This is a genomic window from Streptomyces sp. NPDC050448 (assembly GCF_040655295.1).
Taxonomy (GTDB): domain Bacteria; phylum Actinomycetota; class Actinomycetes; order Streptomycetales; family Streptomycetaceae; genus Streptomyces.
Map to the genome: position 1 here is coordinate 121,942 of NZ_JBFAJR010000015.1, position 14,007 is coordinate 135,948.

The window sequence follows — 14,007 nt, forward strand, 5'->3', positions numbered from 1 at the left end:
GCTGGTGGATGTCGTCGGTGCCGTCGAATGGGGGAGCGGGGCCGGCAGCTGCTCAGTAGGCGCCCCTGCCCGCTACGACGGCTCCCACCGTCCGGCACAGCACCCCGAGGTCCACGGACGGGGACCAGTTGTCCACGTACCTGAGGTCCAGGGCGACCGTCTCGTCCCAGGAGAGGTTGGAGCGGCCGCTGACCTGCCACAGGCCGGTGAGCCCCGGTTTGACGGCCAGCCTGCGCAGCTCCACCTCGTCGTACCCGGCGACTTCGTCGGGCAGCGGCGGCCGCGGACCGACCAGGGACATGTGGCCCTGCACCACGTTGAACAGTTGGGGCAGCTCGTCCAGGGAGTAGCGGCGCAGCACCCGGCCGACACGGGTGATCCGGGGATCGCGGCGGATCTTGAACATCCGGCCGTCCTGCTCGTTGGTCCCGGTCAGCTGGTGCCTCAGCCGCTCCGCGTCGGTGACCATGGTGCGGAACTTGGCCATGGTGAACGGTTTTCCGCCGCGGCCGATGCGTGTCTGCCGGTACACGATGGGGCCCGGGGAGTCCAGCCGTACGGTGAGGGCGACCGCCACGAACACCGGGGCGAGCAGCACGATCAGCAGCGCCGCGCCCAGCCGGTCCGTCACCGCCTTGAGCAGCGTCGCAAGCCCCCGCCTCAGGGGCGGGGCCACGTTCAGCATCGTGAGCCCGGCCACGGAGAGGACGCCCACCCGGCGCCCGGCAACCTCGGTCAGGCCCGGTACGACCACGAGCGGGCGCTCCTCGCTGTGCAGGGCCCACGACAGCCGCCGCAGGCGCGTTCCGGTCATGTACGGTCCCGGCACGACGAGGACCGCGTCCACGTTGAGCAGCCGGGCCGCCTCCAGCACCGGGATGGAGTCGGCCGACATGTGCCCCGGTGCCTGCCTGCCGAGGCGGGCGGCGACCGGGGCCAGCGCATGCGGGTCCTCGTCGCCGACCGGGCACACCCCGACGACGACGAGCTCGTGGTCGGTTCGCTTCGCGAGGTGGCTCACCAGACCGTCGACGGCGTTCGCCTCCCCGATCACCAGGGCCCGGCGGACGGTCCGGCCGTCGCGGCGTCGAGCCACCAGATGACGGTGGATCAGCGCGCGCACGACGGTGCTCGTCGGCGCGCAGGGCACCAGGGCGGCGAGTGCGACGAGGAACGGGGACTCCTCGCCCGTCGCCGCCCGCACCACCGCGAGCAGTCCGACCAGCACCAGCCAGTCCTGCAGCGCGAGGCCGGTGCTGTCGCGCTCACCGAGACGGCGCTCGCAGTAGCGGTCCCGTGCGCCGCGCACGAGCAGCCATGCTGCGGCCGCCACCGTCGCGTAGGCCGCGGCATGCGTGCTGCCGGCCAGCGCGAAGGCCAGATACACCGGCACGGCGGCGCCGGCCGCTTCGCCGATGACGGCGGCCGGCGCGTACCAGAGGGGCTTGCCGGTGCGGCGCCTGGTCGGCGGCTGCTCCCGGACAACCTGTGTCTGCGCAGGTCTTGCCACTGGTACGCGGGGCATTGTCTCCTCGAACAGCCGCATTCGCCCTCCAAGCGCGTCAAAAAGGACTATTCGAGTGTGTATGGCTGTCCACTGAACAGGGGGGCGCGACGCTGGGCCGCGGGCAACTCTCACCCGTTGAGCAGAGCTACATGCCTCGTGCATATGACGCCGGGGCCGGGCGGCACGTAGTCCCCGGCAGGGTGCTTCTGCGGGAGGGCGCTGGAGGGCGGTGCGGTCCGCCGGTGACCGGCGCACGGGTGAGGGGGCGTACGAACCCCGCCTGCTTCACGTGCTCCGGCTCCGGTTCGCTCTCCGTGTCCGCCTCACCCGCAGGGCCGACCGGCGTCTTCACGGAGTCGCGGAGCAGCGGGGCGACGTCCACGGCCGCCCTCCGGTTCAGCCGCCGGGGCCGCCCGTCTGTCAGGCCGGGACCAATACCACGCGGAACATTGCGGGCCAGAACTTCCCGGTGATCAGGAACTGATCCGTCCCGGGGACCGCCGCGATGCCGTTCAGCGTGGACCCCGGGACGAGCTCGTCGTCGCGCAGCAGGCCCGAGGCGTCGATGCTCGCCGTCACCGCTCCGGTGGCGGGATCGATGCGCACGATGCGGTTGGTGAAGAGCACGTTGGCGTACACGGCGGCGCCGACGCACTCCAACTCGTTCAGCTCCGTCACCGGCCGGCCCCCTTCGGTCACGGTGACCTCGCCCGTCTTCGCGAGCGTCCCGGGGTCACGGAACGTCAGCCGTGACGAGCCGTCGCTGGTCACCAGCCGGTGCCGGGCCCGCTGGAGGCACACGCCCCAGCCGTCGTCCGGGTACGGGACGCGACGCAGCTCCGCGAGCGTCTTGGCGTCGCGCTCGATGGCGGTCCGGTTCCGCCAGGTGAGCTGCCACAGGGTTCGGCCGAGCACGGTGATGCCCTCACCGAACAAGGGCGCGGGGAGTGCCGCGCGGACCGTGGGCTTCTTGCCCGGAGGCCCTGCCCGTACCGAGGACCGGCCGGAGATGCCGGTGCCTTCGTAGAGCGTGTCGCCGGCCATCTCGAGTCCCTGGGTGAACGCCTGCGGGTCGTGCGGAAGGGTCTTGAGCACCTTGACCCGCAGGTGCTCGACCCGGTGCGCCGCGGCCTGCCGCCCACCCATGGCTCGGCCTGCCGGGTCGTCGGGGGCGCGGTCTGCCGGGGGGCGTGACGCGAGCAGCAGCGAGGCCGCGAGCACGGCCCCCGCCGTGCGGCGCACACGCTCAGACACGGCAGGCACCTGACGACTTGAGCGTCGTCCGCAGCGGCGTGACCAGGGGCTGCCGCAGCAGTGTCGGGGCGCCGTCCGCGTGCGGCTCCAGCAGATGCAGCACCAGGGTGCGGCGGGAGCCCGCGGGCAGCTCCAGGTCCAGCGTGAACACGGAGTGGCCGCGTTCGACGCCGGACGCGAGCAGCGCGCGGCGGCCATCCAGGGTTGCGTCGGCGAGGGTGGCTCCGACCCCGGCGTAGTACGACACCTGGAGGCGGTTGTCACCCGGCCGGGTGCGGTAGGGAGGGGAGTCCGCCCTGATGGTCACGTAGTCGGGCAGGCCGGAGGCCGGCGCCCGGTTGGTCAGGGTCATGGTCACGGTGACCGCGCGGTCGCTGCCGGAGCAGGCACCCGCTTCCCAGGTCAGGCTCCGGTCGAGGTAGTAGTCCAGCTTGCTGCCGGCCGCGTTGTTCACCACCAGTCCCGCGAAGGGGCCAGGGGCGTTGGGGAGCGTGCCCGAGTAGGGGCGGGACTCCAGGAGGCGCTGCTCCGCCGCATGCGCGCTCCACACCTTCAGCCGTCCGTCCCCCTGGGCGTCGTTCAGGGCGATGAGCAGGGCGGGCAGTCGGCGCGTGTCGTCGAGTGCCCCCATCAGCCGTGCGGCGGCGGCACGGGCGGCGTCGACGAAGAACGCCTTGCGCCGGGCGACGTCGTCGTACTTCGCGTAGCTGGCCCGTTCGGTGAGGTCCACGACGTTGTCGGCGGTGAGTTCGGTGCCGTCGGCCATGCGGGCCGGGCCGGTGACCTGCAGGAGACGGCTCAGTGTGACCGGGTCGACGGCGATCGCCCCGTCCACGCGTTCGCCGGTGTGCTTGCGCCATGCCGCTGCCCAGATGCGGGCCGCGTAGGGGAAGTGCGGGCTCATGTTGGAGTTGGGCCACACGTGGGTGGGGTCGCTACCCGCGTAGCGGGCGTTGAACTCGGCTCCGAGGTCGATGTCCGGCTTCGCCGTTTCCATCTCCGTGTTGTTGCCGAACCGCTCGAAGGACAGCCGGCCGCGGTCGGCCCGCAGCACGGCGAAGGCACCCGGAAGACCCCCGGTGCCGCGCGCCTCGGCGATGTTCTGGAACGCGAGGAAGTAACGTCGTTGTCCTTGCGTGCCGAGCATGGACGGCAGGACGCGGGCCGCCAGGGAGGCGTCGGTCATGGCCGGGGCGAGGCGGTCGAGCTGCTGTTGCAGCGCGGCACGGGCCCGGTCGGCCGCCGGCAGCCAGGTGGACCGGGGCAGACCGTGCACGTCGGTCCGCACCTCGGCAACGACGTCTGCGGCCCGGGCGATTTCCGGCCCGTGCCGCTGCAACGCCGCGAGGGCCTCGGACATCCCGCCGCCGCTTCCGTGCGGCGTGGACGGCGGCAGGACGCCGGTCAGCGGAGACAGCACGTCGCTGGCCAGCCGGTCCGCCGCGTATGCGGCGCCGCGCACGGTTCTGACGGGACCCCCGAGGAAGGGCAGCTCGGCGGCGGAGTACCAGGCCGGCCCGGTGGTGAGACGATGCGCCCGAGCCGCGTGGACGGCGGCCGAGCGCACTGCCTGTTCCGGTACCCGGGCGGGCGCGGGCGCGGTCGCCTTTCCGGCGGCGGAGCCGGGCGCCGTCGCGACCGCCACCGACTGCCGCAGCGCGTCGAGGTCCTGCCCAGCCTCGGTCAGCTCCGAACGCGCGAGCAGCCCGGTGACACCGATCCAGACGGCGCCGGCCAGCGGGAGCGCCGCGGCGGTCAGCAGGGTGTTCCTGAGCACGCGACGGCGGCCCGGTACCCCCTCGCGGGAGCGGCCGGGCCTGCGGAAGGCGTCTCGGCCGGGACCGGGACGCCGTGGTTCCGCCGTGCCGATGTCCTGCTCCGTCATGAACTGCGGCGACGGCGCACGACCAGCATCGTGCCCCCGCCCGCCGCAACCAGCCCGGCCGCGATGCCGCTCGCTGCCAGGGCCTGCTCGCTGCCGGCGACAGCCAGGGCCGAGCGATGATGGGAGTTCCCCCGTCCGTCGGAGTCGTGCGGGCCGGGCCCACCCTGTCCGTCAAGATGGTCGGATCGGTTCGACCAGTCGGACCAGTCGGACCAGTCGGACTGCTCGGGCCCCCTGTCACCCTGCTCATGTCTCACGCGCAGCACCTTGATACGGGCGGAGAGCTCCAGCCTGGACTTGCGGCCCTCCAGCTCGAAGGTGTGGTACCCCGGCCTGGTCTTCCGCGGGATGGTCACCTCGCCCCTGACAACTCCCTCCGCGTCCGCCCTGAACCTGCCCAGGACGACCTCATGCGAGTGCAGTTCCGCCACGACCTGCTCGAAGGGGGCGAAGCAATTGCCACTGAACGTCAGCGTGTCCCCGGCAGGCACCACGGTGCCGCTGAGGGTGAGCTGCGGGGGCGCCGGCGGGTACGCGTAGCACGTTGGAGAAGGCGGCTGTGCGTGGGCGGTCTGCGCCCCCACCAGCGGTGCGGCAACGAGCACAGCGGCTGATGCTGCCGATGCCAGCGCAACCCGCCATCTGGGCGATGTCGTCATCTTCTTCACTCTCCTCGACTTCAGTCCGGGCCAGGCCGCAACGTCGCCCGTAAGCAAGATCTGGATACCAACATCTGGATACATGGAATAAATGGGACATATGACACCGACTGGCGTGGCGCTGTCCAGAAGTCACCCGATGGTGTAGCGCTTGCTTCTCGATGGCCCACGCCGTCACCCCCGGCGGGGCGATGTGCGTTCGCGCGGGTCGTTTGGCGGGCGACATAGGGGTGGCTCCCCCGGTTGACACGCGCGAGTCCCTATCGTCGGCTGCGTACACAGGGAACAGAACATTCCATTTCGGGTGGTTCCCTCGGTCCCATGAGGGGTGCAGCTTGGATCTCCACGGATTCCTGAAGGCTCTTGCCAGACGCTGGCCGACCGTCGTGGTCTGTCTGCTTCTCGCTATCGGGGCGGCGCTCGCCGCGACGAGCTTGAGCACACCCGTCTACGAGGCGAGGACCCAGCTCTTCGTCGCCACCCGCACCGGTGAGGACACCGCCCAACTGAACCAGGGGCAGACTTTCTCGCAGGCGCGCGTTCAGTCGTACGCCGCGATCGTGACCACCCGTCAGGTGACCCGGCCCGTGGTGGAGGAACTGCGGCTGCGCACCACCCCGGAGGAACTGGCGTCCCGGATCACCGCCGTCGCCCCGCTCAACACCGTGCTCATCGACATCACCGTCCGGGACACCGAGCCCAAGCGTGCGGCGCGCATCGCCAATGCCGTGGCGCAGCGGTTCAGCGCGGTCGTCGAGCGACTGGAGGCGCCCAAGCGCACACCCGGCTCGGAGCGGTCGGGAAAGAGCCGCCGTACGGGCGACGGCACCTCGCCCGTTTCCCTGGGCGTCACCCAGGAAGCCGTCGCTCCCGTCGGTCCGGTCTCACCCCGCCCACTGCTGAACCTGGCCGCAGGAGTGCTCGGCGGCCTGCTGCTCGGTGCCGGACTCGTCGCCCTGCGCGAGAACCTCGACACCACCCTCAAGACCAGTGAGGCGCTGGGCGAGTTCACCACGCTGCCGGGTCTCGGCACCATCCCGTACGACAGGAACGCCTCCAGGCAACCGCTCGTCTGCACCGATGGGCACTCCCCCCGCGCCGAGGCCATCCGCAAGCTGCGCACCAACCTGCAGTTCTCACAGGTCGACGACCCGCCCCGGATCATCGTGGTGACGAGTTCGGTGCCCGGTGAGGGCAAGACCAGCACCGCGGTGAATCTTGCCCTCTCGCTCGCCGAGGCAGGTGTCTCCACCTGTCTCGTGGACGGCGACCTGCGCCGTCCGAGTGTTGCCTCGACCTTCGGTCTCGTCCAGGACGCCGGTCTGACCACGGTGCTCATCGGACAGGCCCGCATCGAGGACGTGATGCAGCAGGTCGGCGGCGGGCTCTCGGTGCTTGCCAGCGGCGCCGTACCACCGAATCCCACGGAGCTGCTCGCCTCGGCGCGGATGGAAGCGGTGCTGCGCGACCTGGCGGACACCTACGAGGTCGTGATCGTCGACACCGCACCGCTGCTGCCCGTCGCCGACACCGTCGGACTCGCCTCGCTCGCCCAGGGCGCGCTGCTCGTCGTCCGCGCCGCCAAGACCAGCCGGGAACAGGTCCGCACCGCTGCGGAATCGCTGGACCGCGTGGGTGTCCGCGTCCTCGGCACCGTCTTCAACATGGCGCCGGTCCCCAGGGGCGACCGCTACGGCACCTACGGGTCGTACGGCGCGCTGCCCGCTCCTCGCGTGGCGGATCGCCAGAAGGAGGACGCCGCGGCCGCGGCGACGCATCTCGCGGATGAGAAATGACCCGGATCCTGTTCGTCTGCACGGGCAATGTGCACCGCTCGGTGCTCGCCGAGCGGCTGCTGGCCGCGAGGCTTCCGCCCGGCTCGGCCGTGCGGCCGGAGAGCGCAGGCACGGGGGCGTGGCCCCGGCCCGGCATGGAGAGCTCCACCAGGGCAGTGCTGGAGAAGCTGGGCGGTGACGGCTCCGGCTTCGCGGCCCGCCCGCTCACCGCGCAGCTCGTCGTGGGAGCGGCGCTGGTCCTCGGGCTCGCCATCGAGCACCGGGAGGCAGCGGTGCGGCTCGCGCCGACGGCGATGCGGCGCTGCTTCACCCTGAAGGAGTTCGTACGTCTCGCCGTGGGGGGAGTCGACGAAGTGCGGGGCGGGGAAGCGGGCGGGGAAGGTGCGGCGACCGCGCAGGGCGGCGTACCGGACGGGGAAGGCCCGCGGGTCGTGGACGGTTTCGACGTCGTAGTCGCGGCCGCGGCCGGCCGTCGGGGTGCCGCCGCCCCGGTCCCGCCGGCCGAGGACGACGTCGCAGACCCGTGGGGGAGGCCCCACCCTGTGCTGTACGGGTGCGCCCGCGAGATCGACGGGGCGGTGAGCGCGCTCGCCCGGCTGCTGGGCGGCGGGGCGAGGGTCTGAACCGAGGGTGCATGGGGCTTCCACTCCGATCACGGATCGCCCCATACGCGTCGTGGCAGTTCGCAGAGCTGTGTTCCGAGCTTGGGGTCATCCGCTCGATGGGCGCGCGGCAGCAGTGCGGACAACGCGGCCTGCGAGAGCTTCCACACCTCCCTGAAACGCGAGACCCTCCAGATCACCCACGACCAACCAGGGCGCCCACCACCAAGGTGACGCTGCCACCTGCAGGACCACCGTTGCACGATGCCCGGCACGGCTGCGCGACGCTGCTGACTCGGAATCTTCTTCGACGTGCGGCACTCGCGCAGGTGCTCGACCATGTAGTCGCGAAGGTCGTCGCGGGACGGCGTCTGCGTCCCACTTGGCCCGGTTCAGCAGGTGCTGCATGCCGTCCGGGGTGGCCTCCCCGGCCCACTCGGCGATGGTCCAGCAGTTCTTGCGGGGCAGATCCGAGAGCAGGCCGAGGACCAACCGCCTTATCCGCCGTCGGGGTTCGACCCGCGTGAACCGGCCCGCGATCCGGTCCATCAGGGCCTCGAATGCCTCCTGCCAGCGGGCAGGGTCTGTGCTGTGACCTGCGGTCACCGCGTGATCGTTTGTCCTCATTCAATGCCGGAGGAATTCGCAGAAGCGGTCCAAAGCGCGGTCGGTGCGGCGACGGTCTCCGGTGGTCGTGAGATCGAACAGGAGACCCCGGATGACGGCCATGACCAGCGTGGGAGTAACGGTGTCGTCAGCGCCGGTGGCGATGTCGCGGAACGTGGCGCCGAGGGTGTTGAACCAGTCCGTGATCGCCTCGGCCTGGTTGGGGTGGTTCTCGGGGTGAGCGAGACCGTCGGCGTGCACCTCGAAGATCAGCCGGACGTACGGGGCGCGCTCCGGTGCGCTGATCCAGGCCCAGATGCCGCGCAGGTGTTCCTCCGGAGAGGCTGTCCGCGCCGGAAGGTTCTCGGCCAGCCGTGTCACTCCGCGGCGGCGGGCCTCGGCAAGGACGGCAGATACCAGCTCCTGCTTGCTGCCGAAGTCGTAGAGCAGCATCCGCGGGCTGGTATCGAGAGCTGCGGCCAGCGGCCGCAGGCTCAACCCGGCCAGGCCGTGTGCCAGTACGTAGTCGGTCGCCCGCGCCAGCGTGGCCTCCCGTCGGGCGGGATCTGCGGGTCGCCCCACGGTGGATCATCCTCTCGGTACTGCGGATCTGAGCGCACGTCAGTATATGGTACGACTGTTTCAATAATGGGAGGAGGCAGTCATGTACACACTCGACCGGGCACTCGCACTGGGCGCCGGAGGCCCCGTTGGTGCGGCCTGGATGGCCGGACTGGCCTGCGGACTGCGCCGCGGCGGGGTGGATCTCAGCGAGGCCGATCTGATCGTCGGCACCTCGACCGGCGCGATCATCGGCGCAGTGCTGGCCACAGGTCAGGACCCCAGCCGGCTCGCCACCCCTGTGCGCCCCGCCGACTCCGACGGCACCCCGCCCCAGGTGGACGGGCGCCGACTGGGCGAGGCGTTCGCCGTGCTCGGCAATGCCGCCTCGAACCCAGCCGAGGCACGGCGCCGAGTGGGCCAGATCGCGCTCGCCGCCGAGACCGGCCCCGAGCAGGCACATATCGCCCGGATGCGCGCCCTGGCCGGCGCGGACCAGTGGCCGGACCGGAAGCTGCTCATCACTGTGCTGGACGCTGAGACCGGCGAGCAGGAGGTCTTCGACCGTGCCAGTGGCGCACCGCTGCCCTCCGCCGTGGCGGCAAGCACGGCCTTCCCGGGCATCTACCCACCGATCACCATCAACGGCCGCCGATACATGGACGGCTCCCTGCGGTCGGCGACCAACGCCGGACTCGCAGCCGGAGCCCGCATGCTCGTCGTGATCGACCCACAAGCGCACCTGTTCCCCCGCGAGTTGCTCCAGCAGGAGCTGGCGTTCGCCGGGGCGGACACAGTGGTGACCATCGAGCCCGATCCGGCATCAATACGCGCATTCGGCTCAGACCTGAGCGACCGCACGGCCTGGGAACCGGCCTACCAGGCGGGTCTTCGCCAAGCCACCGAGGCCGCAGAGCAGCTCCGCCTCGCGTGGGAGACCGGATCCGACACGGATTGAGCGCCGCCCGGCCCCGGCCCTACTGACAGCTGATTCGCGACCAGCCACCAACCGCCGGCAGGCCGTGCGGTCGTCAAGATCACGATCTACCGCTGGAGTATTAGTACTCCAGCCGTACTTCTCCATTACTGCTGGTCAACGGCTTGAGTGTGGGGAGTGTAGCGGGGTGGTGAGGGGTGCGGGGCGGTCTTGGCGGACCGTCCCGCGAACGTGTGCCCACGCCGCATGCAGTGACGGCGAGCGGAGCAGTTCACGGGTGTGATCAATGACGTGCCCACGAGTGCCTGGGGCCATGAACTCGAGAACTTGTTTCTGAAGGCGGGGGCCCGCTTCGGCCGGGTGGAGCCCCGGCGCAGGATGCGGGACTACGTGCGCGGACTGCTGGGGCCGGTAGGCCGCAAGAATGGCTGGCAGCTGGCCGAATACGCTGGTCACGCGACCCCGGACGGACTGCAGTATCTCCTGGCAAGGTGCCAGTGGGACGCCGACCGCCTCCGCGATGACCTGCAGACCTATGCCGCTGAACAACTCGGCGCCCCGAACGGCGTGTTGATCATTGATGACACGGGCTTCGTCAAGAAGGGCACCACCTCAGCGGGGGTGCAACGGCAATATTCTGGGACCGCGGGCCGGACCGAGAACTGCCAGATCGGTGTCTTCGCCGCCTACGCCACCACCCGCGGCCACGCCCTCGTCGACCGCGAGCTCTACCTGCCCGCGTCCTGGACAAACGACCGGGAACGCTGCCGCGCTGCCCGGATCCCGGACGAGCGCGACTTCACCACCAAGAACGACCTCGCCCGCGCCATGATCCTGCGCGCCCAGGCCTCCGCGCTGACTTTCTCCTGGGTCACCGCGGACTCCGCCTACGGCCAGGACTCCCGCTTCCGACGCTTTCTCGAAGACACCCAGCTCTCCTACGTCGTCGCGGTGCCCAAGTCCCAGCAGGTCCACGGCCCGCGCATCGACCACCTCATCGCCCAGGCCCCGCCCGAAGCATGGCAGCGTCTGTCCGCCGGCCCCGGCGCGAAAGGCGAACGCCTCTACCACTGGGCCGCCGCCCGTCTGCCCTCAGTCTGGGAGTTCGACGGCGACGAACCCACCCGGCAACGGTGGACTGGCCCGCCGCAGCATCGCCAAGCCCGACGAGATCGCCTACTACCTTGCCTGCGCCCCACTGGAAGCCACCGTCGCCGACCTGGTCCGTGTTGCCGGCTGCCGCTGGAAAATCGAGGAGTGCTTCCAGAGCGCGAAGAACGAGTGCGGCCTGGACCACTACGAGGTCCGGCGTCACATCGGCTGGTACCGGCACATCACGCTCGCCATGCTCACCCACATCTTCCTCGCAGCAATGGCCGTCCAGGAGCGCGAAAAGGGGGTGGTGAGGCCGACACACCCGACCTCGTGGACCTCACCCCGGCGGAAATCCGTCGTCTGCTGGCAGTTGAACCCCGCCGCCGTCCTTCACCACGCGCACACGCGGTGAACTGGTCGAGATGGCGACGCCGCCCACCAAGCACGCGCCCGGGAATGTCACTACATGCGGCGTGGGCACACGTTCGCGGGACGGTCCGCCAAGACCGCCCCGCACCCCTCACCACCCCGCTACACTCCCCACACTCAAGCCGTTGACCAGCAGTAATGGAGAAGTACGGCTGGAGTACTAATACTTCAGTGGTAGATCCGCACGCGCCCTTCCGCGGTGACCTTGATGTCGATGCCGCCGTCACTGCCGCGCCGTTCATCACTTCCACTTCGTCTCCAGATCCGGGGCGATGGTCTTCGCGGCGATCTACAACGCCGAGAGCGCCTATCAGAACACGTACGGAACCCTGAAGTACGAGCCGTACCTCAACCGGCCGATCAAGTACGCCGACCACTCGTCGGAGCCGGGGCCGCACGAGGAGGAGCGGCTGATCGACCGCACGGCGTACCGGATACTCTCCGAGCTGTACCCGGGCGACCAGGCCTTCATCGACGCCCGGTACGAGGCCCGGACCGGCCGTGACCCCCACGTCCCCGAACCCCTCGACCGCCTGGTGGTCGACCGCGTGGTGAGGCAGATCAACAAGGCCCGGGCGAACGACGGTTCGGACAACCCGGATCTCTACGACGGCGACACCACCACACCCGGGGCCTGGCGGCCGACGGGCGAAGAGGCGACGGTCGACGAGGGGGCCTGCCAGCAGCCGGGCGACGCGGTGACCCCGAACTGGGGCAAGGTCAAGCCGTTCGTGATCCGCTCCGGCTCGCAGTTCCGCCCTCCCACCCTGCGAGGGTTCACCACCTACGACGAGATGGTGAACTGCTCGGAGTACGCGCGTCAGGTCGACGAGGTGCGACGGGTGGGTGCCGTCGACTCCACCGAGCGCACCCGCGACCAGACCGTCATCGGCTGGTTCTGGGACCACGACCTGAACGGCACCTACCACCCCCCGGGGCAGCTGCTCCAGCTGACCGGGACCGTCGCCAAGAAGTTCGAGCTCGACACCTACGACCAACTTCACTGGTGCGTGGGCGACTGCGATGCAGCACTTCTTCGGCCGTGACCGCGCCTCGTTCACCGCATACTCCGAGGACCCGCACACGCTCGTGCGGTCCCGCCGGATGAACAGCTTCAGCCAGGTCGCCGAAGAGGGCGAGTTCAGCCGGCTCTGGCTGGGCGTGCACTACCGCTGGGACGCCGAGGACGGCAGGCAGATCGGTACCAACGTCGGCGAGTACGTGTTCGCCAACGCCCTGCAGCCGACCCACCCGGGCGGCCCGCACCGGCAGTGAACCGAGGCCGTCAGCGCTGTCGCCCAGCACCCCTGGCGAAGGCGCTGACGGCACGTTCGTAGCGGCGGTGAAGGCCTCCCGGGCCACGGCCCCGGGTGCGTCTGAGTCGTTTGGCGGTGCGCCCCTCGTCCTTTCGTGTGGCAGGCCGGGCGAGGAGGGCAGCCGACGGGGCGGGCACCGGTCGACGATCAATGCACTGGGCGAAGGGATCGCGGGAGAAGTCTGCGACCGCTGCATGAGGGTAGGTCACTGTGATCGACAGGCGGAACGTGCTGCGGGCAGGTGTGCTGGGCGGCGTGGGCGGGGCGCTGGGGCTGCAGGCAGCGGGAGGCGAGGCTGCGGCAGCCGAGGCGGCTGGGGCAGTTGACGCTCGGGACTGGAAGCGGTTGGCCGACGCCCTGTCCCCCGGGGCCACCCTCTACCGGCCGCACGGCCCCGTATACCCGTCGCTGGCCTTGCCGTACAACCACAGGTACGACGGGATCCAGCCCGCCGGCATCGTCGCCTGCGCGACCACCGAGGACGTGACCAGTTCGCTGACGACCAGTTCGGCGGTGAAGGCCAGTTCCTCCAAGCCCCACCCCGTCAGTGTGTTCTCCGCCAGGTGCCGTGCCCGGGCCGCGGCGGCCGGCTCCGCGGGCAGCTCCCAGGACGCGATCCGCTCCGGCGCCAACACGCGGGTGCGGGCGAGGAGCAGTGCGACGTCGTCCGGTGGGTGCTCCGGCAGCAGCGGGGCCCGCACGTCCGTACAGGTCTCCTCCAGCGAGCGGCCGGGCCGGGACAGGGCTTCCCGCAGCCGTTCGAGTCCCTCGTCGACGTCGAGGCCACGAGCCTCGACGAGACCGTTCGTGTACAGCGCCAGCAGACTGCCCTCGTCGAGTTCCATTTCGGCGGACTCGAACGGAAGTCCGCCGATCCCGAGCGCCGGCCCCTCGGGAAGGTCGGGCAGGCTCACCTCTCCGTCCGAGGTCACGACGGCGGGGGGCGAGTGGCCTGCCCGGGCCAGGGTGCAGCGCCGGGAGGTGGGATCGTAGACCGCGTAGAGGCAGGTCGCGCCGACGATCTGCCGGCCCCGCGAGCTTCCGTCGGCGGGATCCTGCTCGGCTGCCAGGCGCACGACCAGGTCGTCCAGGTGGGCGAGGACCTCGTCCGGGGCGTAGTCGAGGCCGGCCAGGGTGTGCACGGCCGTGTCACCCTCCAGGCGTTCAACGGTTCCTCCGCGCTGACCGCACTGCTGGTCTCGGCCGCCGTCGCCCAGCGCGACCAGACCCAGAGCGAGATCGCGCGAGCCTGCACGCTGCTGGCCGACATGGTGGCCACGGCCACCGCCGGTGATCGCCGCCCCAGGCTCCCCGATCGTGCGGGCGAGCCGGAGGAGGACGGCGGGCGAACCGAGTAGCG

Annotated in this window: 12 protein-coding genes and 3 pseudogenes; 8 read left to right on the forward strand and 7 right to left on the reverse strand. The window is 70.8% G+C overall.

The window, feature by feature from the left end; translation table 11 throughout:
* Positions 1 to 52: 52 nt before the first annotated feature.
* The 4 genes from AB0I68_RS19815 to AB0I68_RS19830 all read right to left on the reverse strand — a co-directional run bounded on the left by AB0I68_RS19815 (position 53) and on the right by AB0I68_RS19830 (position 5,251).
* Complete coding sequence (locus AB0I68_RS19815) at positions 53 to 1,510, reverse strand: sugar transferase (RefSeq protein WP_363178630.1); 1,458 nt, start codon at positions 1,508 to 1,510, stop codon at positions 53 to 55.
* A gap of 417 nt (positions 1,511 to 1,927) precedes the next feature.
* On the reverse strand, positions 1,928 to 2,761 hold the full coding sequence (locus AB0I68_RS19820) for a glutaminyl-peptide cyclotransferase (RefSeq protein WP_363178631.1): 834 nt from the start codon (positions 2,759 to 2,761) through the stop codon (positions 1,928 to 1,930).
* On the reverse strand, positions 2,754 to 4,646 hold the full coding sequence (locus tag AB0I68_RS19825; protein WP_363178632.1) for a DUF4012 domain-containing protein: 1,893 nt from the start codon (positions 4,644 to 4,646) through the stop codon (positions 2,754 to 2,756). The genes AB0I68_RS19820 and AB0I68_RS19825 overlap by 8 nt, the downstream gene beginning before the upstream one ends.
* Positions 4,643 to 5,251: a hypothetical protein gene (locus tag AB0I68_RS19830; RefSeq protein WP_363178633.1), complete on the reverse strand. Its 609-nt coding sequence runs from the start codon at positions 5,249 to 5,251 to the stop codon at positions 4,643 to 4,645. The genes AB0I68_RS19825 and AB0I68_RS19830 overlap by 4 nt, the downstream gene beginning before the upstream one ends.
* 389 nt (positions 5,252 to 5,640) lie before the next feature.
* Between AB0I68_RS19830 and AB0I68_RS19835 the strand changes: the two genes are divergently transcribed.
* The 3 genes and pseudogenes from AB0I68_RS19835 to AB0I68_RS19845 form a co-directional block, all read left to right on the forward strand.
* Complete coding sequence (locus tag AB0I68_RS19835; RefSeq protein ID WP_363178634.1) at positions 5,641 to 7,101, forward strand: polysaccharide biosynthesis tyrosine autokinase; 1,461 nt, start codon at positions 5,641 to 5,643, stop codon at positions 7,099 to 7,101.
* Positions 7,098 to 7,724, forward strand: coding sequence for a low molecular weight phosphatase family protein (locus AB0I68_RS19840; RefSeq protein WP_363178635.1), 627 nt, complete (start codon positions 7,098 to 7,100; stop codon positions 7,722 to 7,724). Before AB0I68_RS19835 ends, AB0I68_RS19840 begins: the two co-directional genes overlap by 4 nt.
* Before the next feature lie 38 nt (positions 7,725 to 7,762).
* Positions 7,763 to 7,898, forward strand: a pseudogene (locus AB0I68_RS19845) (IS3 family transposase); the annotation flags it as partial.
* A gap of 125 nt (positions 7,899 to 8,023) precedes the next feature.
* Here AB0I68_RS19845 and AB0I68_RS19850 read toward each other — a convergent pair.
* Positions 8,024 to 8,252: pseudogene (locus tag AB0I68_RS19850) on the reverse strand (transposase); the annotation flags it as partial.
* 78 nt (positions 8,253 to 8,330) lie between these two features.
* Entirely contained in the window at positions 8,331 to 8,891 is a 561-nt protein-coding gene (locus AB0I68_RS19855) for a TetR family transcriptional regulator (protein ID WP_363178636.1), read from the reverse strand.
* An 82-nt stretch (positions 8,892 to 8,973) separates the two neighbouring features.
* Between AB0I68_RS19855 and AB0I68_RS19860 the strand changes: the two genes are divergently transcribed.
* The 4 genes and pseudogenes from AB0I68_RS19860 (at position 8,974) to AB0I68_RS19875 (ending at position 12,606) form a co-directional block, all read left to right on the forward strand.
* The gene (locus AB0I68_RS19860; RefSeq protein WP_363178637.1) at positions 8,974 to 9,828 is read left to right on the forward strand and encodes a patatin-like phospholipase family protein; all 855 of its coding nucleotides are present in this window, start codon (positions 8,974 to 8,976) and stop codon (positions 9,826 to 9,828) included.
* 270 nt (positions 9,829 to 10,098) lie between these two features.
* A pseudogene (locus AB0I68_RS19865) lies at positions 10,099 to 11,314 on the forward strand (IS701 family transposase).
* Positions 11,315 to 11,603: 289 nt separating this feature from the next.
* Positions 11,604 to 12,377 (forward strand): hypothetical protein, encoded by a 774-nt coding sequence (locus AB0I68_RS19870; RefSeq protein WP_363178638.1) that lies wholly within the window; start codon positions 11,604 to 11,606, stop codon positions 12,375 to 12,377.
* Positions 12,355 to 12,606, forward strand: a complete 252-nt coding sequence (locus tag AB0I68_RS19875; RefSeq protein WP_363178639.1) for a hypothetical protein — start codon at positions 12,355 to 12,357, stop codon at positions 12,604 to 12,606. Before AB0I68_RS19870 ends, AB0I68_RS19875 begins: the two co-directional genes overlap by 23 nt.
* Positions 12,607 to 13,024: 418 nt before the next feature.
* Here AB0I68_RS19875 and AB0I68_RS19880 read toward each other — a convergent pair whose 3' ends face one another.
* Positions 13,025 to 13,789, reverse strand: coding sequence for a PP2C family protein-serine/threonine phosphatase (locus AB0I68_RS19880; RefSeq protein ID WP_363178640.1), 765 nt, complete (start codon positions 13,787 to 13,789; stop codon positions 13,025 to 13,027).
* On the opposite strand from AB0I68_RS19880, the gene AB0I68_RS19885 reads away from it, so the two are divergent.
* Positions 13,784 to 14,005: a hypothetical protein gene (locus tag AB0I68_RS19885; protein ID WP_363178641.1), complete on the forward strand. Its 222-nt coding sequence runs from the start codon at positions 13,784 to 13,786 to the stop codon at positions 14,003 to 14,005. The two genes, AB0I68_RS19880 and AB0I68_RS19885, sit on opposite strands and share 6 nt — an antisense overlap.
* The last annotated feature ends 2 nt before the right edge of the window (positions 14,006 to 14,007 follow it).